This window comes from Streptomyces sp. NPDC020917, from assembly GCF_044333795.1.
In the GTDB taxonomy this organism is placed as follows: domain Bacteria; phylum Actinomycetota; class Actinomycetes; order Streptomycetales; family Streptomycetaceae; genus Actinacidiphila.
The window spans coordinates 559,350-583,406 of sequence record NZ_JBIRRR010000002.1; the positions used below are offsets into that span (position 1 = coordinate 559,350).

A 24,057-nucleotide genomic window follows, 5' to 3' on the forward strand; every position below is an offset into this window, starting at 1 on the left:
CCGGAGTTCACATAACTGCTGGTCTGGACCACTTGTACCAGGCTGCTCATACGTTGGACAATCTTCTCCCCCGTGGCTGCAACCGGCCGGCCGCGGGGGAGCGTCTTTGTGTCAGCGCACCCCACCGGGTGTGGCACGCCGTACGTGCTGTGGGGGGGCGTCGGTGTCTGAGGGGCGCAAGGAAGAGTTGGTACGCATGGAGATATCTGACGCTTCGTCGGATCACGTCACGTGCGCGTACAACCCTGGCAGGGAGATGCGTGTCCAACAGTCGTGGCGGAGGCACTGGGTATCGAGACGACATTCGGACCGCGGGGCGGCACCATCGCACCCCCGCGGATCCCGCGGGCACGCACGGCGAGCGCCGACGACGCCGTGCGCACGCCACGTCGGGGCACCGGCGGTCTCCCGGTGATCGCGCCGTGGCCGGTACGGGCGCCAGGCGCCGGATCGTCCAGCACCTCCGACAGTCAGGACGCTGACACCGCGATGGCAGTCGGCACCACGGTCGACCACCTCACCGAGACCTACCGCGCGCACTACCGCTCGCTGCTCGGCCTGGCCGCGCTCCTGCTCGACGACACCGCCTCGTGCGAGGACGTGGTCCAGGAGGCCTTCATCCGGGTGCACTCGGCCCGCAGCCGCGTCCGGGACCCGGAGAAGACCCTGGCCTACCTGCGCCAGACCGTGGTCAATCTCTCCCGCTCCGCGCTGCGCCGCCGCATCCTCGGGCTGAAGCTGCTCTCCAAGCCGATGCCCGACATGGCCAGCGCCGAGGAAGGCGCCTACGAGCTGCTGGAACGCGACCAGCTCAAGGCCGCCATGCGCACCCTGCAGCGCCGGCAGCGCGAGGTCCTGGTGCTGCGCTACTTCGCCGACATGACCGAGGCGCAGGTCGCCGAGACCCTGGGAATTTCCCTCGGCTCGGTGAAGGCGTACGGTTCACGCGGCCTCGCCGCGCTGCGCGTCGCGATGGAGGCGACGGCATGACCAACCCGCACGCACCCGACGACGCACACGACATGGACCAGCAGAACTCTCCGCACCTCCCGCCCTCCGGGGAACCGCTCGACGGCGAGACCGCCGACGAGGCGGCACTGCGCGCCCTGATGCACAGCGCCGTCCAGGGCCTTCAGGTGTCCCCGGAAGCCCTGGACCACCTGCGGCGGGCCATTCCGGCACGCCGTCAGCGCCGCCGGCAGGCGCTGGTCGGCGCGGCCGCCGCCCTGCTGCTGGTGGGCGCGGCGGTGCCCGCGCTGATCCGCGCCGCGGGCACCACGGACGGCTCCAGCGCCACCGCGGCGAGCGTCTCCGACTCGCACACCGACTCCCCGGACGCGACCGGCCACACCCTGCCCGGCGGCGACCCCGGCGACCCGTCGGGCCACGTCCCGTCCGGCCCCGGCGGCGGGCCGTCCGCGCAGCGCCCGACTGTCGGCGACACGCCCACCACCGTCCCGACCACCGTGACCGGGACCGGCGTGCCCGCGCCGGACTGCTCCAGCGCGCAGCTGGGCCAGGGTGCCAGCGGCGTCGACGCCCCCGACTCCAACGGCCGTGTCTACGGCTGGTTCCGCGTGTCGAACGTCTCCGACGCCGCGTGCACCGTGCCCAGCGGCGGCGTGGTCCAGGTCGTGGCGCAGGGCGGCGCCGACCCGTCTCGGATCCAGGTCCTCGACCACACCTCGGGCGACGCGGCCACCCGGCTGCCCGCGCCCGACTCCGCCGGGCCCCTCGTACTCGGCCCCGGCCAGGACTACGAGGTGGCCTTCGCCTGGGTGCCCGACGCCCCCGGCACCGGTGGCTGTCCGACGCCCACCACGCCGCCCACCACGCCGACGGCGACGCCCACCGCGACGGGCAGCACCAGTTCCGGCACCGACGCCGGCAGCGGCGACCCGGGCCCCGGCTCCGGCTCCGCCGTGAACGACGCGGCGTCCAGCGGCGGCGACACCTCGGCCACACTGGCCCCGGCCGGCATCGCCCTGAACCACACGCCGGCGGCGGGCGCACCCGTGGTCGACGGCCCGACCATCCAGGGCGCCTGCGCCGGCACCGTCTACACCACGGCCCCGCTCTCCACCGCGACCAGCACGCCCGCCCCGTAGGGCCCCGGCGGCGTCGCCGACGCACTCCTCGGGGAGGGGTGCGACCGGCGTCCCCGGGGCCGGTTGCCACGCCCGCAGCCGGCCCCCGTACCGTTGTGGCGTGTACCGGTTCCTGCTCACCCCCCGCTGGTTGGTGGTCAGCGTCGTCACGCTGCTCGCCGTGGCCTTCTGCGTGTTCATGGGCAGCTGGCAGCTGAGCCGGTTCCAGTGGCGCGTCGACCAGCACAGGTCCGCCAAGCACGACCAGGTGAGGACGGCCGCCGAGGCGCCGGTGCCGCTGGCACGGGTGCTGCCCACCACCGGGACCCAGGTCCCCGACGGCGACTCCGGCCGGCAGATCAGCGCCACCGGCAGCTACGACAGCGGCCACCAGCTGCTGGTCCCCGGCCGCACCCTCGACGGCCACGACGGCTTCTACGTGCTCACCCCGCTGCGGGTCGGCGGCGGCGCCGCGCTGCCGGTGGTCCGGGGCTGGCTGCCGGGCGAGGCGTCCGCCGCCGCGCGCGCCGGATCCGTGCCCGCCGCGCCGACCGGGCAGGTGACCGTGATCGGGGCCCTGCAGTACCCCGAGACCACCGACCCAAGCGGCGCCACGGCACGCGGCGCGCTGCCGTCCGGCCAGCTCGGCATGATCAGCGCCGCGTCCCTGGTGAACGTCCTGCCCTACCCCGTGTACAGCAGCTGGATCACCGCCACCCACCCCGCGGCCCCGCTGAAGGCGGTGCCCCCGGCGGCACCGCCGAACAGCGGCCTGGACCTCAAGGCGTTCCAGAACCTCGGCTACACCGGCCAGTGGTTCGTGTTCGCCGGCTTCGTGGTCTTCATGTGGTTCCGGTTCGCCCGGCGCGAGGGCGAGGCGCGGGCCGACGCCGCCCTCGGCCTGGTCCCGCAGAAGGCACCCGACGAGGAGCAGGAGCCCAGCGCGGCGACCCCGGCCTGAGGCCGCCCCGGTCCGCGCCGGACCAGCCCGGCTCCGCGCCGCAAGTTCCGGCCCTCCGTACGGCGCCACACCGGATGCGTGGCGCCGTACGCGCGACCTTCCGCGGCCGCGCCGGGCGGGCCGAACCGCCGGACAGGCCCTAAGCCCCGCCGCCGGTGTGGCGCAGGGCGAAGGCCAGCTCCAGCCGGACCTGCTTGATCCGCTCCTCGACCACCAGCGAGCCGTGGCCCGCGTCGTACCGGTAGACCTCGTGCGGCTTGTCCAGGGTGCGCAGCCGCTCGACGTAGTTGTCGATCTGGCGTATCGGGCAGCGGGGGTCGTTCATGCCGGCGCTGATGTAGACGGGCGCCGCGACCTTCTCCACGTAGCTGAGCGGCGAGGACGCCTCGTAGCGCTCCGGGACCTCCTCGGGGGAGCCGCCGAACAGGGTCCGGTCGAGCGCTTTCAGGGCCTCCATCTCGTCGTCGTACGCGGTGGCGTAGTCCGCGACCGGGACCGCGGCGATGCCCACCGTCCACGCCTCCGGCTGCGTGCCCAGGCCCAGCAGGGTCAGATAGCCGCCCCACGAGCCGCCGGTGAGCACCAGCCGGGACGGGTCGGCCAGGCCCGAGGAGACCGCCCACTCGCGCACCGCCGCGATGTCCTCCAGCTCGATCAGGCCGACCCGGTGCTTGAGGGCGTCGGTCCACTCGCGGCCGTAGCCGGTCGAGCCGCGGTAGTTGACGCGGACCACCGCGAAACCGTGGTCCAGCCAGGCGGCCGGGCCCGCGGCGAAGGCGTCCGAGTCGTGCCAGGTCGGGCCGCCGTGGATCTCGAACACCGTGGGCAGCGGCCCGGAAAGGCCATCCCCGTCGGCGGGGCGCTGCACCAGTGCGTGGATCCGCCCGCCGGGCCCGTCCACCCACACGTCCTCGACCGGCACGGAGTCCGGGGCGCGCAGGCCCGGGGCCTCCAGCACGATCCCGCCGGCCGTGGACCGCACCGCCGGCGGCTGCTCGGCCGACGACCACAGGAACTCCACGCTGCCGTCGGGCCGGGCCGTGGCCCCGCTCACCGAACCCTGCGGGGTGTCCAGGGCGGTCAGCGAGCCGTCCGCGAGGTCGTAGCGGAACATCTGGCTGCGGGCCTGGAAGTCGTGGACCACGAGCAGCGCCGAGCCGTCCGGGTACCACTCGGCGTGGACGTCGCCGGGCAGGTCGATGTCCAGGGGGGTCTCCTCGCCGGTGGCGGTGTCCCAGATCATCGGCAGCCAGCGGTCGGCGCGCTGATGGCCGACGAGCAGCCGCCGGTCGCCGGGAACGGGCGCGAACCCGAGGCTGTCCAGGCCGAGTTCGCGGGTGCCGCCCTCGGTGTCGTCAAGCTCGGCGACGGTCGAGCCGTCCGCGACGCGGACCACGCGCAGGGCGCTGTGCATCGCGTCGCCGTGCTCGGTGTGCTCGATCACCACCAGCGTGCCGTCCTCGGAGATGTCCCCGACGCCGCCGGACTCCTCGTGCCGGTAGATCTCGTACGGCTCCGCGCCGGCGGGCGGCACCACGTGCACCGAGGTGCCCTCGTCGTCCGTGGACCGGCCGACCACGGCCAGCCCGTCCACCCCGAGCGCGAGCCCGGCCGGGTAGGAGGGGGCGAGTGCGGGCGCGGCGGGAACGTCCTCGCCGCCGCCGAACGGCTGCTTCATCCAGACGCCGAACTCGTCGCCGTCGGTGTCCGAGAACCACCACACCCACGCGCCGTCACGGCTCAGGGTGCCTTCCGTCGTGCCGTTCGGCCGGTCGGTGACCTGGCGGCGCCCGCCCTCGGCGCGATCCCACGCGTACAGCTCGTACGTGCCCGTCACGTTCGAGACGAAGAGGCTGCGGTGGGGGGCGTCCTCCGCCCACTCGGGCAGTCCGACGCGCGGCGCGCGAAACCGCTTCTCCCATGCCGGCATGGCGCCGGCTTCCGGCATGGATCCACCTGCGGACCCGGTGATCTCGTTCATGCACCCATGATGCTCCGCCGCCCGCACATTCGGTGAGGCTCTCGGCGCAGCCTGTGGACAACTCCACAGAACCGCAGGTGAACCGTGATCTTCGCGGGGCACCTGCGCCCATGGCGCCGGCTACCTGGGCCCATGGCTCCGGGCACCTGCGCCCACCGCGCGGGCACCCGGGCCCCCCGGCCGGACCGTCCGGGGCCGCCCCGTCGCGCCCTTCCCGAAAGCCGCTACTGCCCGCTGACCGCCGCCTGCGCGGCCGCGCCGCGCACCACCACGACCGGGCAGGACGCGTGCAGCGTCACCGTGTGGCTGACGGACCCCAGCAGCGTGGCCTTGAAGGTGCCCAGGCCCCGGACTCCCATCACGATCAGCTCGGCGCCCTGGCCGCGGTCGAGGACCGCCTCGGCCGGATTGCCCATGACGACGACCTGGCTCACGCCCCTGGCCTGCTCGGGCGGGAGCGCCTTGGAGACCGCCTCGGACAGGGCCTGCGCGGCCGGTTCCTCCAGATCGAAGTCCTCCGGCAGGCCCGGCAGTCCGCCCCAGCCCCACGCGCCCGGCATCTCCCAGGCCATGACCGCCTCCAGCGACGCGCCGGTCAGCGACGCCTGACGGCCGGCCCAGCGCAGTGCTTCGAGCGACGGCTCCGAACCGTCGACGCCGACGACGATCCGGCCAGGGCGCATCGCCGACTCGCTGGTCGGCGCGGTCGCCGCCTCACCGGCGTCCTGGAGCGGGCCCTCCGCGGGCTCGCCTTCGGGCTCGGCCATCGCATCGGCCATGGCAACTCTCCTTGCGCGTCGCGGGGGCGGGGACCCGGTCCGCCCGGCAGGCGTCACGAAGCCCGAACCCTGGTAGCCCAAACCCTAGGCGGAATACGCAAAAGCCGCAGAACGCCACGCCTTCAAGGGCGGGGGGCCGCGCACGCGTCGAGCATCGGCCCCAGCTCGCGCGCCACGGTCCGCAGCGCCCGCACGTCATGCTCGGCGCGGGCGATGAGGAGCGCGCCCTCCAGCGTGCTGATCATGACAGTCGCCAGCGACGGGGACTGCGCGGCCGGGACGCCCATGCCGGTCAGCGCCTCGGCGAGAGGCGCGCTCCAGGTGGCGAACGCGGCGGCCGTCGCCGCCCTGGTCGAGTCGGTGGAGTCGGCGCAGTCCACGGTCGCCGCGGCCACCGGGCAGCCGGCGCCGAAGCCGGCCGACTCGTACTCGTCCGTCCACTGCCCCACCATCGCCGCGAACAGCCCGCTCGGCGTGGGCTCCTCCATGCCTGCGACGAAACGGGCCACGCGCCGGCCCGCGTACTGCCCGGCCCAGGCGACGGCCTCGTTGACCAGCTGCTCCTTCCCGCCGGGGAAGTAGTGCTGGAGGGAGCCGCGCGGTGCCTGGGCGTGCGCGGCGACCTCGCGCATGCCGGTGGACGCGACGCCGTCGCGCCGGATGAGCTGGGCGGCGCTGAACACCATGCGCTCGCGGGGACCGTACGTCCGGGCCTGGCCGGAACCGCGGGCGCCGCCGGCCGCGCTGGACGTACCCGAGTTGCCGGGCGCCTCGGTGCCGGCGGGCGCGCCGGCCGCGCCCCTCGCGCTCGGACCCGACGACGCACCCGAGGCCGCCACGGGCGAACCACCCGGCGTCACCTCGGACGACGCCTCGGATGCCACGTCGGACGGCGCGTCTGGCGATGCCATGACGACCGACCTCCCTCGTCTTGCGGTGTACGCGGCCCTGGTCCGCCTTACTGCAGCTTATAGACGGTGCTGAGCCCTTCCCGGGTGTAGGACGAGCATCCGGCCTCGGGCTCCAGGCGACGGGAGAGCGCGGCCAGCAGCTCCCTCCGGCCGGGCAGGACGGTGGCCCGCACCCGCACGACACCGCGGTCGCGGGCCCGCGCCAGCAGTGCGGTGATCATCGCGGCCCCGGCGCCCTGCCGCTGCCACGGGTCGCCGACCAGCACGGCCATCTCGGCGGGCCCGGCCGTCTCCCCCCAGGCGCGTCCCCCTTCCACCGCGGCCCTCGCCTCGCCCGGCGTCGCCGCCACCAGGCTGGCCAGCCCCGCGAGCTGCGCGCGGTCTCCTGAGTAGGCCACGACCGCGTCGTGCACCGACGGCGCCCCGGCGAGCGCGGCGTCCAGGTACTCGGGCGGGAAGGCCCGCAGCCGGCCGAAGAAGCGCAGGCGGATGCTCTCCTCGGAGCAGGCGGCGAAGAGCGCGTCGAGCGCGGGGCGGTCCGCGGCCTGTGCCGGGGCCACGCGCCAGGGCGCGGGTGCCGAGCCCGGAGCCGGACGCGGCTGTGGATTCCTTCCCGCCCGTGGCCCCGTTCCCGTCCTCGTCCCCGGCGCATCGTGTCGCAGGCCCCTGATCGCGCCCTCTATGACAGTCGTCATAGTGACCAGTATTATGACGCTCGTCATAGAGGGCAAGCCGGGACGCCGCGAAGTCGGCGGAACGGTCGTACGGAGGGTGGGCGCGGTGGAGGACGTCGGATTCCTGGGGCTGGGCGTGATGGGCCGGCCGATGGCCCTCAACCTGGTCCGCCACGGGGTGCCCCTCGTGGTGTGGAACCGCAGCCCGGCCGCCGCCGAGGCTCTGCGGGAGGCCGGCGCCGAAGTCGCCGCCGATCCCGCGGAGGTCTTCGCGCGGGCCCGCACCGTGGTCCTGATGCTTGCCGACGGCCCGGCCATCGACGCGGTCCTCGGCCGCGGCACGCCCGGCTTCGCGGACCTGGCCGAGGGCCGGACGATCGTCCACATGGGCACGACGTCCCCCGCCTACTCGCGGGGACTCGAAGCCGACGTGCGTGCCGCGGGTGGAACGTACGTCGAGGCGCCCGTCTCCGGATCGCGGGAGCCCGCGGAGGCCGGGCGGCTCGTGGCGATGCTCGCCGGGCCGCCCGAAGCGGTCGCGGACGTAAGGGCGTTGATCGCACCCATGTGCCACGAGAGCTTCGTCTGCGGTCCGTCCGCGCCCGGCGCGCTGCTGATGAAGCTCGCGGTGAACCTCTTCCTGATCACCACGGTCACCGGTCTCACCGAGGCGTACCACTTCGCCGAGCAACACGGTCTGGACCGCGCGACGTTCCTCGCCGTCCTCGACGCAGGCCCGATGGCGAGCGGGGTGTCACGCATGAAGGCACCAAAATTGATGGACCGTGACTTCGCCGTACAGGCAGCAGTGTTGGACGTCCTCAAGAACAACCAGCTCATCGCGCAGGCGGCAAGAGAAGCCGAGTTGGCGTCTCCGTTGCTCGACGCGTGCCACGCGCTCTTCGCCGAGGCCGTCGAACTCGGCTTTGGCAAGGACGACATGGTGGCGGTGCTGGAGGCGATCGAGGCCCGCACGGAGCGTGCGGGAGGGACGGTCTAGGCTGCAACCGCCAGGGGAATTCGATCAGTTGATCCGAAGGGCGGGCTGTCGGGATGGGTGTGGCGATCCGGAGGGCGGGGGCCGAGGACCGTGACGCGGTGGCGAAGCTGCTCGACGAGGCGTTCCAGCAGGATCCCGTGAGCAGCTGGGTCTTCCCGGACCCGGCGGACCGCAGGCGCACCCACGGGCGCCTCATGGGCGCTTTCCTGGACGTCGCGTTGGCCGAGGGCTACGTCGACATGACGGAGGACGGCACCGCGGCCGCGCTCTGGCTGAGCATCCCGGCGCAGGACGGTGCGGACGACGGCGCGGCCGACGCCGCGGCCGAAGAGGTCGACGAGGCAGCCGAGTTCCGCGCGCTGGTCGACCCGGGCAACGAACGCGTCGAGCAGATCGCCCGGTTGACAGGCGGGATCCACCCCAAGGACCGCCCCCACGAGTACCTGATGCTGATCGCCGTCTCGGAGGAGGTCCGCAGCCAGGGCATGGGCGCCGCGCTGATCGGCGCGGTACTCGACAGGTGCGACCGCGAGGGCCTGCACGCGTATCTGGAGGCGAGCAGCATGCGCAGCCGCGCCCTGTACGAGCGGCTCGGCTTCGCCTTCACCGGAAGCGCGCTGGACCTGCCCGACGGGCCCCAGATGTGGCCGATGTGGCGCGAGCCCCGGCAGGACGCCCGCGCCTGAACCCGGCGCCGGGCCCGTGCGGCCGGCCCGGCTGCGGCCCACCGGCCCACCCCGGCCCGCGGCCCCTCGCTCCATCGGCCGCGCACATCCCTCGTTCAGCCCAGGCGCCGGCGGGCGGCGCTCACTTTGGCGCCCGCCCGCACGCCGTACGCTCGCGCCATGGCTGAAATCCTCCACCTCACCGAGCGCCACCTGTGGGACGACGCCGTGGCGTCCGGCAGCTACGAGATCTCGACGCGCGGCTGCACCCTGCAGGACGTCGGCTTCATCCACTGCTCCCTGCGCGGCCAACTCCCGGCGGTCGCCGCGCTGGTGTACGGCTCGCCGCCGGAACGGGACGACCTGGTCGTCCTGGTGATCGACGAGGACCTCGTCACGTCCCCGGTGCGCTACGAGCCGCCCGTCCCCGGCGGGGAGGAGTTCCCGCACATCTACGGCCCTCTGCCGGTGTCCGCGGTGGTCGCCGTCGAGGCGTGGCCCGGGCCGCACCCGGAGGGCGCCGACACGGCCGGCGGCGCCTGAGGTCCGCCCGCACCCGGCACGACGCGACCTCCGGCGACGCCTGAGGCCCGCCCGCGCTGCGCCCTCATCTCCCCACCACCCCGTCCATGCCCTGCCTGGCGGCCGCCAAAGATTCAGAAGACTTCTTCTGGAAAAAGGCTTCCAGAAGAAACCTTCTGGGTCTAGTCTCATCCCCATGAGCGAGATGCGGCGCATCACCGACCCCGAGGCCCTCAAGGGCCTGGCCCACCCATTGCGGCGGCAACTGTTCCGGCAGGTGGCGCAGTTCGGGCCGACGACCGGTGCCGTGCTGGCCAAGCGGCTGGGTCTGGACGCCGGGCAGATCGCCTACCACCTGCGCGAGCTGGCCCGCCACGGCTTCCTGGAGGAGGCGCCGGAGCTGGCCAAGAACCGGCGCGAGCGGGTGTGGCGGGCGGCGCCCGGGGCGTTCAGCTTCTCGGAGCGGGACTTCGAAGCCCCCGAGATGCAGGCCGTCGCCGGCGCCATAGGGGCCCAGATGGCCGTCCAGCAGTTCGAGCGGCTGGGCGTCTGGCAGCGTGGCGCCGAGAGCTGGGACGAGTCCTGGCAGCAGGCCATGACCAGCAGCGAGTCGTATCTCCGCCTCAGCGCACAGGAGTTGACGGACCTGTGCGACGAACTCCACACCGTCCTCCGCCGGTACCGCGACGAGGCCCGGCAGGACGCCAGGCCCGACGACGGCCGCGAGCACGTCTTCCTGTTCTTCCACGCGTTCCCCGAGCGACCGGAGTCGTGAGATGACCACCGTGACGTCCACTCCCGCGGCCAAGCCCGTCCCCGCGACGAAGTCCGCAGCCGTCCCCGCACCCGCGCCCGCCGCGTCCGGCGCCGCCCTGTCATCCCCCCAGTCCTCCGCGGCAGTTGACACCCCGCGCGTCAAGCCCGCCTACCGGGAGCACTCGTTCGTCCGGCTGATGTTCGGCGAGGGCGCGTCCACCGTGGGCGACCAGATCTGGTACGTGGCGCTGAGCTGGGCCGCCGTCCGCAGCGGCGGGCCCGCGTCGGCCGGCGCGATCATGACCGCCTCGGCGATACCGCGGATGCTGCTCCTGCTGTTCGCCGGCCCGCTGGCCGACCGTTTCGACGCCCGCCGGCTGATGATCGGCAGCGACGCCGCCCGCGCGGTGCTGATGCTGGGCGCGGCCGCGCTCGCGGTGCTGCACCCGGGCATCGGCATGCTGGTGGGGGTCTCGCTGCTGCTGGGCGCGATCGACGCCCTCTTCCTTCCCGCGGCCGGCTCGGTGCGGCCCCGGCTGCTGGAGACCGAGCAGCTTCCGCAGGCCGCCGCACTCCGTGAACTGACCCTGCGCGGCGCCCTGGTGGCGGGTGCCCCGCTCGGCGGCCTGCTGGTCGCCACCGGCGGGCTCGGCTGGGCCTGCGCGCTCAACTCGCTGAGCTTCGCGGCCTCCATGGTGGCCGTGTACAAGATCCGCCCCCGCCCGCTGGCCGTTGACGCCGGGGCCGAGGGCACGGCGGCCCGGACGCCGTACCTCACGTCGCTGCGGGACGGCCTGTCCGCGCTCGTCCGCAACCGCGTCGTCAGCGCGCTGCTGCTGGTGGGCCTGCTGACCAACCTCGGCTTCGTGGGCCCGATGAACGTCGGCCTGGCGCTGCTGTCCGACCAGCGGGGCTGGGGTGCGGCCGGGATCGGCATGCTGCTGGCCGCGTTCGGCATCGGTGCAGCGGCTGGGTCGGTGGTGCTGCTGCGGTGGCGGGTGACCCGCCGGATCGGCGCCGTCGTCGCGGTCGCGGTCCTGGCGCAGGCCGGCGCGCTGGCCGCGATGGCGCTGCTGCCCACGCTGCCGCTGGCGACCGCCGCCGCCGCGCTGGTCGGCGTCTCCGGTGCGGTCGTCGGGGTCAGCTGCGGTGCGCTGGGGCAGGCCCGCACGCCCGACGAGCTGCGCGGCCGGATCAGCAGCGTGCAGACGCTGCTCAGCCTGGGCGTGGTGCCGCTGGCCGTGGCGGGGACCGGAGTGCTGGCCGCGGCCATCGGCACGGTGCCCGCCCTCCTGGCCAGCGCGGGGATCGAGGTGCTGGCGGCGGTGCCGTGCCTGCTGGTGGGCGCGCTGCGCGGCGCCCGGCTGGGCGGCGCGGCCTGAACCGCCCGGAGCGTCAGGGGGACGTCTGACCGACCGGTGATGCCAAGGCCCGGGCCGAGCCCGGGCCTTGGCATCACGCTGTGCGACGGCCGTGACCGCGTCACAGGCGTTCGTCTCCCGTGTCACAGACGTGTCGTGACCCGGCCCGTCGTGGAACGGGCGTGGCCGCCGCCCTGTCTCATGGAACAGACACCCTGCTCAACGGGAGCGGGACGGTTCACGAGGAGACCTGCCATGCGCGTCCGCAAGCTCTCGATGCTCGTTCTGGCCACGGCGGCCGCCGGCCTGGCGCTCACGGCTTGTGACGGCAACTCGAGCAACGACGGCGCGGCCTCCCCGTCCTCGTCCGCCAGCCCGTCCGCGGGCGGCACCTCGTCCGGCACCGACGCCCAGCAGCCGGCCGGCGGCACGCCCAGCACCGGCACCGGCCGGAACGCGGCGGACCGCGGCACCGCCACCACCGACACGGGCAGCGGGAACGGGCAGGCGGCCCGCGGCACCACCTGCCAGACCGCGCACCTGTCGTTCACCAGCTCCCACGGCATGGGCGAGGGCGACTGGCTGATCAACCTCAAGAACACCGGCGCGCACGCCTGCACGATGCACGGCTTCCCCGGCGCGGACCTCAAGGGCAAGGACGGCACGATCAGCGCGAACCGCTCCACGGTCGCCGCGCCGCACGTGACGCTGCAGCCCGGTGAGGAGACCCGGTTCACCCTGCACTACCCGGTGAACAACTCCGGCGGCACCGGCGTCACCTTCACCAGCCTGATCGTCACCCCGCCCAACGAGACCCACTCCCACACCATGCCCCTGGCGGTCAACGTCCCGGTGAGCGACAGCACGGGCCCGGCCATCACCGTCGACCCGGTCGGCGCGGGCAAGTAGTACCGGCCGCGCCCGGCCGCGGAAGCGGGGGCGGCGCCCGGAACGGGCCCCAGCGACACCACGGCGGCGGCGTTTCCGCTGTTCGCGCGGTCCGGAGCCTACGGTGGCCAGCGAAGAGGAACGGCGATCGGCGGCGGAGAAGCGGGCGAAGGAGGCGGCGACGATGGACGGAACGGACGGCGCGGCGGTGATCACGAGCGCGGAGGCCGGGTCGTTCGCGTGGGGCGTGCTGGCCGAACGCCACCCCGCGCTGGTGCGGCGCGTGCGGGAGGCGACCGCCTACCCGCCGCCGCAGCAAAGGGCGTTGGACGGGCTGCTGCGCGAGGCCACGGGCGGCGGGGTGATCGCACCGCTGGGCGCGGGGGCGCACGACGCGGGCCGGTGGGAGAGCTGGAGCCACGGGTACGTCGGGCGGTCGTGGTTCGACGTGCCGTTCCTGTGGGCGGAGAGCTACTTCTACCGCCGGCTGCTGGACGCCGTCGGGTACTTCGGCCCCGGGCCGTGGCAGGGCATCGATCCCTTCGCACCGTTCAAGCGGGCGGAGTTGGACAGCCTCGCCGTCACGGAGGAGCTCGCCGCTCTCGACCGGGTGGCCGAACTGCCCGCGGAACAGCAGGACCAGGCGATGCTCAACGGTGCCCTGTGGGGCAACAAGGCCGACCTGGGCTTCCAGATCTCCTCCGGAGACCTCGACGGCAAGGGCGAGCATCTCATCGCGGACGACGGCGCGTTGCTGTGGCGGAAGCTGGCCTCGTCCCCGCCCGGCGCGGTGTACGTGCTCGCCGACAACGCCGGCCGCGAACTGATCCCCGACCTGCTGCTCGTCGACCGCCTGCTGCACACCGGCCGTGCGGCCGCCGTCGTCCTCCACGTCAAGCCGTACCCCTACTACGTGTCCGACGCGACGACCGCGGACGTCGTGGAGTGCGTGCGCCGCATCGCGCAGGCCCCGGGCGCGGCCGGCACGATCGGCGGCCGTCTGCGGGACGCCCTCACCGGCGGCCGGCTGATGGTCCGCGCCCATCCCTTCTCGTGCGCACCGCTGCCCTACGCGGACATGCCGGAGGACCTGCGGGCCGACCTCGCCCAGGCCACCGTGACGATCTCCAAGGGCGACCTCAACTACCGCCGCCTGGTGGGTGATCGCCTGTGGCCGGCCACCACGCCGTTCGCCGACCTCACCTCGTACTTCCCGAGCCCGCTGCTGGCGCTGCGCACCCTGAAGTCGGACGTGGCCGCCGGGCTGGACCCGGCGACGCTCGCCGAACTCGAGGGGAGCGGCGAGGAATGGCGGACCAGCGGGACGTACGCGGTGGTGCAGTTCCGGCCGTGAGGAGGCGGTTCGCGGCTCCGCATGCTTGTCGGGCCGCGTCACATGCTTGTCGGGCCACGTCGCGGCCCTCAGTCCGTCCCGCGGTGAACCCGTTTGCCCCTGGCCGCAGTTGGCCGGTGGTCGAGTGCGCAGTCGCCGCACAGGGAGCCGTTGCGGTCGGGGGCGGCCCGGTAGATCAGGCAGCAACTGCTGCGACGGAAGGCGCCCCGCGGCCCGAACCCGCCGGAGCCGGCCAGATACGGGTGCCGCAGGAGCACCCCGAGCAGGGCGCGGGCGTCGGTCCCTGCGCCCCTGCCGGCGAGCATGCGCGCGGCGCCTGCCAGCGCCGACGACGTGTTGCCGCGCAGGATGTGCTCCGACACCCCGAACCGTCCGAACGCACCGGCCAGCGGTACCGCGATGCCGTCGACGAGGACGGCGGTCAGACATGCGGGGAGGGGGCCGTTGTCGTCGAGTTCCCGGCCCGGATCCTCACCGCAAGCCGCTTCCACGGCGGCCCCGTCTCCGCCCGCGACGCCCGCGGTCTCGCCGGTTCCGCCTCCGGCCCGGGGCAGTGACAGCGGGAAGGCGCCCCCGAGTTGCGCCTTCCACCGTAGGTCGTCGAGCGACAGAGCCGGAACCCGGCGGTGCAGCACGGCCGTTGCCAGCAGCGGGGAGACGAGCCGTGCCGCCATCCCCAGGTGGGCCACCGACGCGGCCACCCGCACCTCGATCCGCGCGACGTCCAGACCGCCGCCGGCGGCGAGGAACTCCCGGACCGACGCGACCCGTTCGTCCAGGACGGAAGGATCGGTGACGAGGTCGGTCACCGACCGCCAGTCACCGGCGGGCGGATGCGCCGGGTCGTGGCGGCCGATGGTGAAGAACGGTCCGAGGGCGTCGAGCGCGGCGTCACCGTCGCGGCCGCCGCCCCGGTCCGCGCCGCCGTCGGCGGCATGGGTCACGTCGTCACCGGGTCCGCGGCTCCTGCGGACGCGGCTGAGGCCGGCTTCTGCCGCCGTACGGTGGCCGGTTGGAGTAGGCGCTGCGCCATCGGCGCGAAGACCAGCCCGATCGTCCCCCACAAGATGAGCTGCGCGGCGACCGAGTAGAGCCGGAAGTCGAACAGCACGTCGGCCGGGAAGCCCGGATAGACGAGGTGCCCCTGCTTGTCGGTCAGCGGCAGCGGCGTCTCGGTGGCGTGGTGGCCGTAGAGGTGGACGTTGTCCGACAGGTGCCCGATCGACGGCAGCAGCGTCATCACGACGCCGATCACGACGACGTACGCGGCCGCGCCGAGCAACGTGGCGTTCCAGTTGCCGAACCGCGGCTGGAGACGCTGCCCCAGCCAGACGGCGCCGGCGAGGAACAGCACCGAGCACAGCACCATCACCAGGTACAGGCTGCCGCGTTGCTGGATCGTCTCCGCGTGCCCGATGGCCGGCGGGTTCGCCGGGTACTTCACGAACGGCACGAGGTAGAAGCCGAGGAGGCCGCCGCCGGCCACCAGCACGGACAGGGTCCGGGCCTGCAGGCGCCCGGTGCGGCCCAGGCACAGCAGGTACGCGACCGCGAACAGCGCGCCCATGGCCATGCCGAAGAAAATCATGCCGACGCCGAGGCCGACGTCCGCCTGGACGGTACGGGAGAACAGGTCGGGGTCGGCCATCTCCGGTGGGATCCCGGCGGCCTTGTCCAGCGCCTCCTGCGCGGCGTCACGGCCGCTCTCGTAGGCGATGGCCTTGTTGATCTGGGGCTCGGCGAAGATCCGCGCGAACGCGAACGCGAGCAGCCCTGCGAGGGCGCCGGCCAGCAGGCCGCGCCCCAGGATGCGCTTGACCATGGTCAGTCCTGGTGTCCCCGCCGCTCAGTGGCAGGGGAAACCGAGGAAGTGCCGGGCGTCGTGCACGAACTCGTGGACGTGCATGTCGTTTCCGAACACCGACACCGCGCCCTGGTCGACACCGATGAAGTAGTAGACGGCGAGCGCGAGCACCGCGGTGCTCACCAGCAGCAGCGCGGCGCGGACGTTGGGGACGACGACGGGGATCGCGGCGGAGCCGGCGTCGTGGGTGGGGGTGGCGGCAGGCGCGGACAGACTGCTCATGTGGAGCCCTCCTTGGGGATCGTGCGTCCCAGTTCGATGGAGCGGGCGCAAGGGGGGAGTGTCTGACTCGCCCCCGGCCGTGACCGGGGGGCACACAGTGGCGCGACCGTGCCGGAATTGCACCGGCTTACTCGCTCCCTCGCAGTTATTGGCACAGTAAGGGCGGTCGGAAGACCCCGTCAATGTGACCTCCGGCCACCTCCGCACGTGAACGCGGCCTCAGGGCCCGGTCCGTGGGAGCAGCCGGGTCGGCCCGCAGGCCGCTACGGGCTCGTCGAGGCCGTCGACGCGGCCGCCGGATGGCCTCGCGGGCGAAAACCCGTACGAGAGCGGGAGCAGGCGGCGCCACAATGGCGCGCATGTCCACCGAGCCTCACGAACCTCGCGCAGCCGTCGACGCCCTCTTCGCCGCCCTCGACCCGCTCGCGTACCCCGACCGCATGCGCGCCCTCGCCGTCTGGACGCGGGAGCGGGCGCAGGACGGCGTCGTCGGCGGCGACGGTGAGGGCAGCGGCGTCGGCCGCCTCGGCGGGAGTGGACTGCGGCCCGTGCTGGACGAGTTGGAGACGCGCGGCCTGTACGGCCGCCGCCTCGCGGCCGTCGCCGCGTCCATCGGGCAGGACGCGGGCTTCCTCGAGGCGCGCCTCGCGGACCCCGACGCCACCGTCCGCGGCTACGCGCTCAAGGCCGCGTTCCACCTGCCGCTCAGCGACGCCGCGCTGGAGCGGGCGATGGACGATGCCCCGGAGGCCGTGCGCCGCCGCATCGCTCTCGCGGTCGTCGACGGCGAACGCCCCAAGCTGGCCGAGCGGTTGCTGGTGTCCGTGCGCGAGCAGTGGGGGGACGAGGAGGCCGCGCGGCTGCTGCCGGGATGCGGGGCCGACGTTGTGGAACGGCTGCTGCCCGACCTGTTCCTCGCGGTGGTGCGGTGGCGCGCCCTCGCCCGCCGCCACGCCGACCTGGTGCTGGACGAGGCCGCACGCCAGCTCGCCGAGCTGCCGGAGCTGTCCGGCCCGGCGTGGTGGCAGCGCAACGGCGACCTGTTCGAAGCCGCCGTCGAGGCACGCCCGTTGCGCGTCCTGGAACTGCTCGAACGACACTGCCCGCAGCGCTTTCCGGTGTCGGTCAGGTCATGTCTCGGCCCGCTGCTCAGGGCGGCTCCGGGACGGACGATCGCACTGATCACGGCTCCCGAACGCCTCGCGCACCCTTCCCACGGCCTGCTGTCCCGTACCGCGTTGGGCCGTGTCGCCAGGCTCGGGCCGCCGGAGCTCCTCGCGCTCGGGAAGGCATGGAGCCGCCAACCCGACGCCCTGGCGGCGCTGTTGCGCGCCCTGCCGCCGTCCCGCCGCGAGTCCTTCTACGACGCCGCGACCGCCGGCCAGGACCTCGGCCACACCGCTCTCAGCGCGAGCGTCCTGGAGGCGCTGCCGCGCGCTCGCGCACAGGCCGAGGCGCGGCGGATGGCCGCGCAGGCCGCGGAACGCGGCGAGCCCTGGGACACCGTGCTGGCCGCCGTCGCCCACCTGCCGGTCGCCGAGGCACGCGAGCGCCTCGTCGCCGCCACGCGCCGTCCCGCCGCCGATGACCGCGCACAGGCATACCCGATGCTGGTCAGGAACGCGGCCAGGTCCGGTGAGGCCGCGCCGGTCGCCGTGCTGCTCGACGACCTGCAGCGGCTCCGCAACGAGCAGGAGCCCGTCAGGTCACCCGCGCTGCTGGCCCTCGCCGAGGTTCCGCCACGGCTGTTCACCGGTGTGGACACCAGCCTGCTCGACCGCATCGCGATCGACGCCGTGGAGGCACGTGACAGCTCCCCGCGCACCCGCCACGCCCTCTCGTCGCTGGCCCTCGCCGTGCTGCGCGAGCACGCCGTGAGCGGCGAACGCCCCCTCGTGGGATGGGCGTTGACCACCCTGACGCGCCTGTCCGGGCACACCGGAGGCGCCCACCTCGGCCGGCTGGACACCACGCTGCGCCGGGGACAGGAGTTCCAGGTCTTCGAGGCGCTCCGGCCCTGGCTGGAGGCGGGTGCCGACAAGGTCGACCACTCCCTCACCTTCGCGCTCGCGCGGGCCCTCGGGCGCCGCGCCCGCCACATGCCCGAACTCCAAGAACTCCTTTGGCAAGCCGTCCAGTTCGGGAACGACGCGACGGTGCGGCAAGCCGTCGACCTCTGGCTCGACGACCCGGCGACAAGGGACGAACGGGCCGAGCGCGTGCTGGAGCTGGAACCGTCAGCCGCCGTGCTCCCACCCGTGCTGCGGGTCCTGGCGCACCGCCGCACCGACCTGCTGGACCCCGTCCTCGCCGCCAGGCCGCCGTACGGGCGGTTCCTCGTCCCGGGAGCGCGGTGGCTGCCGCCCCTCGACGGTATCCGCAACTGGCTGCCGCGCCAGCAGGCCGCCGCCGCAAGGCTGTTGGCCCGCGCGGCGGGGGACGCCTCGCTGCCCAAGTACACGCGGGCCTGGCACCTCCGGGACGCGGCGGCCATCCCTGAACTCGGCTTCGACATCGTCCGCCGGTACCTCGAGTCGACGGACACGGTGCTCGCCGAAGCCGCCCTGGGGGCCTTGGCCTGGACGGACCGTCCCGGTGACGTGCTGCCGCTCCTGCTGGCGCACGCGGCGGACGACCGGGCGCGCGTCGCGCTGTACGCGGCCGGCCGGGTGACCAAGTTCGTCGTCCCGTCCCAACTGGAGACGGTGCTGCGCACGGCCCTGCTGCCGGCCGCCGACGGCACGGCCGCTCCGGCCGCCAAGGTCACCAGCCGCAAGGAACTCGTGCGGCTGGCCGCGTCCCGGCTGCCGGTCGGCACCGCCGCGGTGATCCTGGACGAGGCGTTCGCGCTTCCCGGCCAGCATCCCGACGTGCAGGCGGCCTGCGTTCCGGTCGCCATGCAGCTGCTGCGGGCCCCGGCGGCCTGGCGTGTGCTGGAACGCGCCGCCGACGGCCCTCTGGTCACCCGGACTGCCGTCCTGCGGGTCCGGCCGTACGACCTCAGGGTCGCCGAACGGCCCCGCTACGCACGGCTGGTGGGCCAGGTGTCGCGCCGCGCCGACCAGGAGACCGCGGACGCTGCGACGGGAGCGCTCGCGAACTGGGCGCCGTGGTACCCCGAGGCGGCGCCGCTGCTGCTGGCGAGCACCGTCGATCTGGACAACAGGTCGTCGTGGCGGGCCGCCGCGGACGGCCTGGTGGAGCTGACCGCCGCGGTCGACGGCGACGGCCCGCTGCTGGAGGCGCTGGCGCGGCTCGTCGTCGCGGAGGCGGAGGCTTCCGCGCACGACGTGGACGCGGGGCCGGAGCGGGATCGGCCCGCCCGGCGGCGGATCGGCCACCTGGTCGCGCGGCTATCGACCCTCGTGACCATGCGGAGGACCGCGGCGCGGAGGGTGGCGGCTCAGCGTGCCGCGGAACTTCTCTGCGGCACGCCGGACTTCGTGGCGCAGGGAGCGCATCTGGCGGCCGTGGCCCTCGATCTGGACGCGGCGGCCGCGGATCTCCTGGACGCGCTGGACCACTTGGCGGCTCTGCACGTGGAACGCCGCGCCCTGGCCGCCCGTACGGCGGGGACTCTGCGCAGCCGCCTCGGCAGCGTCGGGCAGCCCGGCGATCCGCTTGTCCTGCTGGCCGCCGTCGAACGCCTTACGTTGAGCGGGAGTTACGCCGGAGGGATGTTCGCGGTGTCCATCACCCAGGTGCTGGGTGTTCGCACGGGCTGGCCGCAGGAATGGCGCACCCGCCTCCGGGTTCTCCGCGGCCACGGTGTCCCTGACGTAGCCGACGCGGCTCTCGCGGTGGAGACGGCCCGCGAGTAGCCGCTTCCCTCTGACGTGGCCCGGGTCCCGGCTTCCGGGCTGCCCCCGGGTGTGCTCTGCCGCCTGCCGCGCCGTCGTGGCTTGTCGCGCTGGGGGCACCTCCCAGGCGAAGCGCTGGGGGACCCCGCGCCCCTTCGGGGTCCGGGCTGCCCCGCGGGGTGCTTTGCCGTCGAAACGGCATCGTTTGGGCTTGTCGCGCAGTTCCTCGCGCCCCTGGCGGTGCACCTTCGGTGGGTGGGGTCGGGGCCGCCACGGGAGTGTCTCCTCGGAACTGTGCGTGCGGCCCTCTCCATTGGCTCACCCGGGCGCATGCACAGTTCCTGCGGGGACACTCCCGCACCGTCCCCTCCCAGCCCGGCCCCCGACTGCGGGAGGAATGGGGACGGGGGTCACCCATGGGGGCGCGGGGAACTGGCGGAACAGCCCCAATGGCGCGGCACCCGGCAACGCGCCCCCGGGGCAGCCCGGATTCCCGCCCCGGAGGGGCGATGCTCCAGGAGTGCGGGGAACTCCGCGCCCAGCCGAAGTGGACCGCTCGACGGCAAAGCACCCTTGGGGGCAGCCCGGTTGCCGCAAGGGGCGCGGGGAACTGCGCGATCAGCCCCAACTAGTCCGCACCCGGCAACGCGCCCCCGGGGCAGCCCGGATTCCCGCCCCGGAGGGGCGATGCTCCAGGAGTGCGGGGAACTCCGCGCCCAGCCGAAGTGGACCGCTCGACGGCAAAGCACCCTTGGGGGCAGCCCGGTTGCCGCAAGGGGCGCGGGGAACTGCGCGATCAGCCCCAACTAGTCCGGACTCGGCAACGCGCCCCCGGGGGCAGCCCGGATTGCCGCAAGGGAGGGGGGACCGACCCGCCACGACAAGACCAGCAGACGGCTAAGCACAGCGTGAGGGACCCCGGAAGCCGCAGGACCGCACCCGGGGGGTGTTCCCGGTGCAGCCGGGGAGGGGACCGGTGTGGCCCGGTCAAATGGGGGCTGGGAGAAGGGAATTCGAGAGGGCCTGGACGAGAGCGGCGGCGCGATGGTCCGCGGCTCCGCCGACGATGGTGTTCATGACGTAGGCGAAAGCGATGCCGTGGCCGGGGTCGGCGAAAGCGAGGGAGCCCCCGCGGCCGGGGTGGCCGAACGCGGTGGGGCCGGTCATAGGAGTGCCCTCGGTGGGCAGCATGTAGCCCGAGGCGAAGCGGCTGGGGGCCATCATGACCAGGTCGAGGCCGGAGGACTGCTCCGCCGCCGCGGACGCCACGGTCTGCGGGGTGAGGAGGCGCACGCCGTCCACCTCGCCGATCAGCGCGGCGTACATGCGGGCCAGGGCGCGGGCGGTTCCGATGCCGTTGGAGGCCGGGAGTTCGGCGGCCTGCACCTCGGGTACGTTGAAGTCGATGGCAGCCGGGTCGGTGACGGCGAAGGCCCGGTTGCTGAGGGAGTTCGGGTCGCTCCAGGCGGCGGCCGCCGCGCGGAACTCCTCCGGGATCGACTCCAGCGGGACGTCGGACTGGTCGGTGGGAGGCTGCTGGTCGCGCATGCGGCTGACCCGGGCGCGTTCCCGTTCCGGCAGCCCGATGAAGAAGTCCAGGCCGAGCGGCGCGGCGATCTCGTCGGCGAAGTAGCGGCCCGGAGTGCGCCCGGACACCCGGCGGATCACCTCGCCGACCAGCCAGCCCCAGGTCCGTCCGTGGTAGCCGTACGCCGTGCCCGGCGTCCACGCGGGGCGCTGCGCGGCCAGCGCGGCCACCATCGGATGCCAGGTCAACGCCTGCTCCAGCGGCACGGGTTGGTCGAGCGCGACCAGACCTGCCCGGTGGGACAGCAGCCACCGCACCGGTATCCCGGCCTTGCCGTGCGCCGCGAACTCCGGCCAGTAGTCGGCCACCGGGGCGTCCAGGTCCAACTCGCCGCGCTGCGCCAGCAGATGGGCCGCCGTCGCGGTCGCGCCCTTCGTCGCCGAGTAGACGAGTTGCAGGGTGTCCCGTGTCCAGGGCGAGCCGGTGTCCTCGTCGGCGGTCCCGCCCCACAGGTCCACCACCGGGCGGCCGTCCTGGTAGACGCACAACGCCGCGCCGAGATCCCCGTGATCGCTGAAGTTCCTCGCGAACGCCTCCCGTACGGCGCCGAAACCGGCCGCGACTTCACCCTCGATCGTCGTCATGCCGTCCATCCTGGCAGTTCCGCGCCGTGCCTCCAGGGCGGGTCCGCACCCTGGAGAAGGGGGCTAGGTTGGCGGCGTGGACGTGCTCGGGCGGGCCTATCGCCATGTCGGGCCGGCGGACGTGAGGAGCCTCGTCCGGCCTGGCGGCGAGGGGTGGCGCGTGCGCTCGCAGACCGACCTCGACCAGTGGCTCGCGGCCCGGCCGGCCGAGGAGGCACGGGAACCGTTCACCTTCGTCGTCGACACGGCGGGTGCGCTGCGGCTCGCGCCGCGCCGCAGCGAGCACGTGGTGTGTGCCGGCGGGGCCGCCGTCCTGAGCGCCGGCGAGATCGGCTTCCGGCGGGAGTCGGGGCGGTGGGTCGTCGACGAGGTCAGCAACCAGTCGACCGGGTACTGCCCCGACGTCACGTCCTGGCGGGCCGTCGCCGAGGCGCTGGACCTGGCCGGGATCGCCCGGCCGTCCGGCTTCACGCACGCCGTGGTGTTCCGGCGCTGCCTTTCGTGCGCGCAGCTCAACGTCGTGCGCGAGCAGGACTTCGTCTGCGTCTTCTGCGACGAGGTGCTGCCGCCCGAGTGGAACGTGGACCCGGGCCGCTGAACGCCGCACGTACGGGCTGGAGTTGGGCCCGGACCGGGCCGACGCCGGTGGTTACGGCGTCACACCGCCGTCGGTGACGTTGCCGCTGCCGCCGCTCGGGGTGGGGGTCGGTGAGGGGGAGGCGGACGTGGGCGGCGGGGTCGTCGGCGTCGGCGTGGTGTGGCTGCCGCCGGAGTCGCCGTTCCCGGCGCCCGCACCCGTTCCGGACCCCGTTTCGGTTCCGGTACCCGATCCGGCTCCGGTGGAGGGGGAGCCGGTGGGCTGGGTGGCCGAGGGCGTGGTGTCCTGGCGGGGCCGCCCGCCGACGTCGCTGCCGTACGGGCTGGAGGTGGCGCCCCCGGACGGGGTGTCGGTGGGGCCGGGCGCGGGCGTACGGTCGCTGCCGCCGGAGTGCGACGAGCTGTGGCCGGTGACGGCGTTGCCGATGGTCGTGCCGTGCCCGCCGCCGATGCTCTCGCCGGCGACGGCCTCGTAGCCGGTGATCCCGGCCATCGTCAGGCCGAACGCGAGGGCGACGGCCACGGCCGGACGCTTCCAGCCGCCGCGCCTGCGGGCCCGGTAGGAGGTGGGCTCGCCGTAGCCGTCCGCGGCCTCCGCACCGGCCGCGGTGTTCCCGGCGGCCGGGCTGCCCTTGCTGGTCAGGCCGTCCTGGCCTGGGTGCTCAAGGCGATCGAGGCGATCGAGGTGATCGACGTGATCGGTGTCACCGCCGGCGCCGGGCACGTCGCGGACGCCGGTGAGGGGGCCGGTGAACGGGGCCGTGGCCGTCAGCGGCCGGGCGTCGGTAGCCGCCGCCTCCGGAAGCAGCACCGTACGGACGGCCGTGCCGCCCTCCGCGTCCGTCCCCGGCCGGTTCCGTTCCCGGACTCGCCGGACACCGGGACGGGCCTGGACCGCGACCTCCTGCATGTGCCGGCCGGTGCGGCGGAAGAAGTGCTGGAGGATCGTGCCGCCGCAGGTGCCCAGGACGCTGACCACGCCCGCGCCCGCGATGGTGCCGTAGACGCCGAGGTTCGAGGCGAGCTTGGCGGCCACGACCGCGGCGACCGCGCTGCCGGCCACCTGCGGAACGTTCAGGTCGAGCCTGCCCGCGCGGCGCCCGCCGTCGGACTTCTCCTGCTGCTCGTGCTGCTCCTGCCGGCCGTACGGGGCGTATGGGCCGTACTGGCTGTGCTGCTCCTGCGCGGGCAGCATCCGCGTCGCCGTCTCGCCCGCCCGGGAGGGAGCCTGCGTGCGCTCCGAGGGAGCCTGCGTGTGCTCCGAGTGAGCCTGCGTGTGCTCCGTGCGTCCCGTTTCCGCCGGGCGCCGGTCACCGCCCCATGCCTCGCCCATCCCGGAACCTGCCCGCCTTTCCTGATCGTGCTCGTGGGGAAGGACGGCCAAGCGGAAGCGCTAGTTCCTTTTGTCGGAGTTTCGTGAGGTACGCCACGGTGGCCGGATATGGCCGAGGGGCGGGGCCCGC

The 24,057-nt window shown here is 74.2% G+C and carries 21 protein-coding genes and 1 riboswitch; of the genes, 12 read left to right on the forward strand and 9 right to left on the reverse strand.

All coding sequences use genetic code 11. From position 1 onward, the window contains the following. The first annotated feature begins 273 nt into the window (after nucleotides 1–273). The 3 genes from ACH4TG_RS06580 to ACH4TG_RS06590 all read left to right on the forward strand — a co-directional run bounded on the left by ACH4TG_RS06580 (nucleotide 274) and on the right by ACH4TG_RS06590 (nucleotide 3,048). The gene (locus ACH4TG_RS06580) at nucleotides 274–990 is read left to right on the forward strand and encodes a SigE family RNA polymerase sigma factor (RefSeq protein ID WP_398241031.1); all 717 of its coding nucleotides are present in this window, start codon (nucleotides 274–276) and stop codon (nucleotides 988–990) included. After that, a complete protein-coding gene (locus ACH4TG_RS06585) occupies nucleotides 987–2,108 on the forward strand; it encodes a hypothetical protein (protein ID WP_398241032.1) in 1,122 nt (373 codons plus the stop codon). Before ACH4TG_RS06580 ends, ACH4TG_RS06585 begins: the two co-directional genes overlap by 4 nt. A 100-nt stretch (nucleotides 2,109–2,208) precedes the next feature. Further along, complete coding sequence (locus tag ACH4TG_RS06590; RefSeq protein ID WP_398241033.1) at nucleotides 2,209–3,048, forward strand: SURF1 family protein; 840 nt, start codon at nucleotides 2,209–2,211, stop codon at nucleotides 3,046–3,048. A 139-nt stretch (nucleotides 3,049–3,187) separates the two neighbouring features. Here ACH4TG_RS06590 and ACH4TG_RS06595 read toward each other — a convergent pair whose 3' ends face one another. The 4 genes from ACH4TG_RS06595 to ACH4TG_RS06610 all read right to left on the reverse strand — a co-directional run bounded on the left by ACH4TG_RS06595 (nucleotide 3,188) and on the right by ACH4TG_RS06610 (nucleotide 7,279). Next, a complete protein-coding gene (locus ACH4TG_RS06595; protein ID WP_398241034.1) occupies nucleotides 3,188–5,029 on the reverse strand; it encodes a prolyl oligopeptidase family serine peptidase in 1,842 nt (613 codons plus the stop codon). Between the two features lie 224 nt (nucleotides 5,030–5,253). Continuing rightward, the gene (locus ACH4TG_RS06600; protein ID WP_398241199.1) at nucleotides 5,254–5,712 is read right to left on the reverse strand and encodes a universal stress protein; all 459 of its coding nucleotides are present in this window, start codon (nucleotides 5,710–5,712) and stop codon (nucleotides 5,254–5,256) included. A gap of 218 nt (nucleotides 5,713–5,930) precedes the next feature. Further along, nucleotides 5,931–6,494, reverse strand: a complete 564-nt coding sequence (locus tag ACH4TG_RS06605; RefSeq protein ID WP_398241200.1) for a TetR/AcrR family transcriptional regulator — start codon at nucleotides 6,492–6,494, stop codon at nucleotides 5,931–5,933. Nucleotides 6,495–6,766: 272 nt separating this feature from the next. Then, entirely contained in the window at nucleotides 6,767–7,279 is a 513-nt protein-coding gene (locus ACH4TG_RS06610; RefSeq protein ID WP_398241035.1) for a GNAT family N-acetyltransferase, read from the reverse strand. 220 nt (nucleotides 7,280–7,499) lie between these two features. Between ACH4TG_RS06610 and ACH4TG_RS06615 the strand changes: the two genes are divergently transcribed. The 7 genes from ACH4TG_RS06615 to ACH4TG_RS06645 all read left to right on the forward strand — a co-directional run bounded on the left by ACH4TG_RS06615 (nucleotide 7,500) and on the right by ACH4TG_RS06645 (nucleotide 13,939). Next, entirely contained in the window at nucleotides 7,500–8,393 is an 894-nt protein-coding gene (locus ACH4TG_RS06615; protein WP_398241201.1) for an NAD(P)-dependent oxidoreductase, read from the forward strand. 53 nt (nucleotides 8,394–8,446) lie between these two features. After that, on the forward strand, nucleotides 8,447–9,079 hold the full coding sequence (locus ACH4TG_RS06620; protein WP_398241036.1) for a GNAT family N-acetyltransferase: 633 nt from the start codon (nucleotides 8,447–8,449) through the stop codon (nucleotides 9,077–9,079). 159 nt (nucleotides 9,080–9,238) lie between these two features. Beyond that, a complete protein-coding gene (locus ACH4TG_RS06625; protein ID WP_398241037.1) occupies nucleotides 9,239–9,601 on the forward strand; it encodes a DUF952 domain-containing protein in 363 nt (120 codons plus the stop codon). A 175-nt stretch (nucleotides 9,602–9,776) separates the two neighbouring features. Then, complete coding sequence (locus ACH4TG_RS06630) at nucleotides 9,777–10,355, forward strand: helix-turn-helix domain-containing protein (protein ID WP_398241038.1); 579 nt, start codon at nucleotides 9,777–9,779, stop codon at nucleotides 10,353–10,355. A gap of 1 nt (nucleotide 10,356) precedes the next feature. Further along, entirely contained in the window at nucleotides 10,357–11,718 is a 1,362-nt protein-coding gene (locus ACH4TG_RS06635; RefSeq protein WP_398241039.1) for an MFS transporter, read from the forward strand. A 234-nt stretch (nucleotides 11,719–11,952) separates the two neighbouring features. Continuing rightward, nucleotides 11,953–12,606, forward strand: a complete 654-nt coding sequence (locus tag ACH4TG_RS06640; protein ID WP_398241040.1) for a DUF4232 domain-containing protein — start codon at nucleotides 11,953–11,955, stop codon at nucleotides 12,604–12,606. Between the two features lie 163 nt (nucleotides 12,607–12,769). Beyond that, the gene (locus ACH4TG_RS06645; protein ID WP_398241041.1) at nucleotides 12,770–13,939 is read left to right on the forward strand and encodes a damage-control phosphatase ARMT1 family protein; all 1,170 of its coding nucleotides are present in this window, start codon (nucleotides 12,770–12,772) and stop codon (nucleotides 13,937–13,939) included. A 68-nt stretch (nucleotides 13,940–14,007) separates the two neighbouring features. Here the strand turns inward: ACH4TG_RS06645 and ACH4TG_RS06650 are convergent, their stop codons facing one another. The 3 genes from ACH4TG_RS06650 to ACH4TG_RS06660 are packed head-to-tail and all read right to left on the reverse strand — an operon-like array spanning nucleotide 14,008 to nucleotide 16,025. Next, on the reverse strand, nucleotides 14,008–14,883 hold the full coding sequence (locus tag ACH4TG_RS06650) for a hypothetical protein (protein ID WP_398241042.1): 876 nt from the start codon (nucleotides 14,881–14,883) through the stop codon (nucleotides 14,008–14,010). Further along, nucleotides 14,880–15,761 (reverse strand): CbtA family protein, encoded by an 882-nt coding sequence (locus ACH4TG_RS06655; protein ID WP_398241043.1) that lies wholly within the window; start codon nucleotides 15,759–15,761, stop codon nucleotides 14,880–14,882. Before ACH4TG_RS06655 ends, ACH4TG_RS06650 begins: the two co-directional genes overlap by 4 nt. Nucleotides 15,762–15,785: 24 nt before the next feature. Continuing rightward, nucleotides 15,786–16,025 carry a CbtB-domain containing protein gene (locus ACH4TG_RS06660; RefSeq protein WP_398241044.1) on the reverse strand — a complete coding sequence of 80 codons (240 nt, stop codon included), beginning with the start codon at nucleotides 16,023–16,025 and terminating at the stop codon, nucleotides 15,786–15,788. 35 nt (nucleotides 16,026–16,060) lie between these two features. After that, nucleotides 16,061–16,220: riboswitch (cobalamin riboswitch) on the reverse strand. 164 nt (nucleotides 16,221–16,384) lie between these two features. Between ACH4TG_RS06660 and ACH4TG_RS06665 the strand changes: the two genes are divergently transcribed. Continuing rightward, on the forward strand, nucleotides 16,385–19,846 hold the full coding sequence (locus ACH4TG_RS06665) for a hypothetical protein (protein WP_398241045.1): 3,462 nt from the start codon (nucleotides 16,385–16,387) through the stop codon (nucleotides 19,844–19,846). 966 nt (nucleotides 19,847–20,812) lie between these two features. On the opposite strand, the gene ACH4TG_RS06670 is transcribed toward ACH4TG_RS06665, so the two are convergent. Beyond that, complete coding sequence (locus tag ACH4TG_RS06670; RefSeq protein ID WP_398241046.1) at nucleotides 20,813–21,997, reverse strand: serine hydrolase domain-containing protein; 1,185 nt, start codon at nucleotides 21,995–21,997, stop codon at nucleotides 20,813–20,815. A gap of 76 nt (nucleotides 21,998–22,073) precedes the next feature. On the opposite strand from ACH4TG_RS06670, the gene ACH4TG_RS06675 reads away from it, so the two are divergent. Then, nucleotides 22,074–22,595 carry a hypothetical protein gene (locus ACH4TG_RS06675; RefSeq protein WP_398241047.1) on the forward strand — a complete coding sequence of 174 codons (522 nt, stop codon included), beginning with the start codon at nucleotides 22,074–22,076 and terminating at the stop codon, nucleotides 22,593–22,595. Nucleotides 22,596–22,646: 51 nt separating this feature from the next. On the opposite strand, the gene ACH4TG_RS06680 is transcribed toward ACH4TG_RS06675, so the two are convergent. After that, the gene (locus ACH4TG_RS06680) at nucleotides 22,647–23,789 is read right to left on the reverse strand and encodes a hypothetical protein (RefSeq protein ID WP_398241048.1); all 1,143 of its coding nucleotides are present in this window, start codon (nucleotides 23,787–23,789) and stop codon (nucleotides 22,647–22,649) included. Nucleotides 23,790–24,057: the final 268 nt, after the last annotated feature.

What these genes read in the sequence shown, in the direction of transcription:
- ACH4TG_RS06660 (WP_398241044.1), bottom strand. Translation starts at nt 16,025, where the DNA reads ATGAGCAGTCTGTCCGCGCCTGCCGCCACCCCCACCCACGACGCCGGC.
- ACH4TG_RS06605 (WP_398241200.1), bottom strand. Translation starts at nt 6,494, where the DNA reads ATGGTGTTCAGCGCCGCCCAGCTCATCCGGCGCGACGGCGTCGCGTCC.
- ACH4TG_RS06620 (WP_398241036.1), top strand. Translation starts at nt 8,447, where the DNA reads ATGGGTGTGGCGATCCGGAGGGCGGGGGCCGAGGACCGTGACGCGGTG.
- ACH4TG_RS06670 (WP_398241046.1), bottom strand. Translation starts at nt 21,997, where the DNA reads ATGACGACGATCGAGGGTGAAGTCGCGGCCGGTTTCGGCGCCGTACGG.
- ACH4TG_RS06635 (WP_398241039.1), top strand. Translation starts at nt 10,357, where the DNA reads ATGACCACCGTGACGTCCACTCCCGCGGCCAAGCCCGTCCCCGCGACG.
- ACH4TG_RS06585 (WP_398241032.1), top strand. Translation starts at nt 987, where the DNA reads ATGACCAACCCGCACGCACCCGACGACGCACACGACATGGACCAGCAG.
- ACH4TG_RS06630 (WP_398241038.1), top strand. Translation starts at nt 9,777, where the DNA reads ATGAGCGAGATGCGGCGCATCACCGACCCCGAGGCCCTCAAGGGCCTG.
- ACH4TG_RS06680 (WP_398241048.1), bottom strand. Translation starts at nt 23,789, where the DNA reads ATGCTGCCCGCGCAGGAGCAGCACAGCCAGTACGGCCCATACGCCCCG.
- ACH4TG_RS06625 (WP_398241037.1), top strand. Translation starts at nt 9,239, where the DNA reads ATGGCTGAAATCCTCCACCTCACCGAGCGCCACCTGTGGGACGACGCC.
- ACH4TG_RS06600 (WP_398241199.1), bottom strand. Translation starts at nt 5,712, where the DNA reads ATGCGCCCTGGCCGGATCGTCGTCGGCGTCGACGGTTCGGAGCCGTCG.
- ACH4TG_RS06645 (WP_398241041.1), top strand. Translation starts at nt 12,770, where the DNA reads ATGGACGGAACGGACGGCGCGGCGGTGATCACGAGCGCGGAGGCCGGG.
- ACH4TG_RS06640 (WP_398241040.1), top strand. Translation starts at nt 11,953, where the DNA reads ATGCGCGTCCGCAAGCTCTCGATGCTCGTTCTGGCCACGGCGGCCGCC.
- ACH4TG_RS06595 (WP_398241034.1), bottom strand. Translation starts at nt 5,029, where the DNA reads ATGAACGAGATCACCGGGTCCGCAGGTGGATCCATGCCGGAAGCCGGC.
- ACH4TG_RS06655 (WP_398241043.1), bottom strand. Translation starts at nt 15,761, where the DNA reads ATGGTCAAGCGCATCCTGGGGCGCGGCCTGCTGGCCGGCGCCCTCGCA.
- ACH4TG_RS06665 (WP_398241045.1), top strand. Translation starts at nt 16,385, where the DNA reads ATGTCCACCGAGCCTCACGAACCTCGCGCAGCCGTCGACGCCCTCTTC.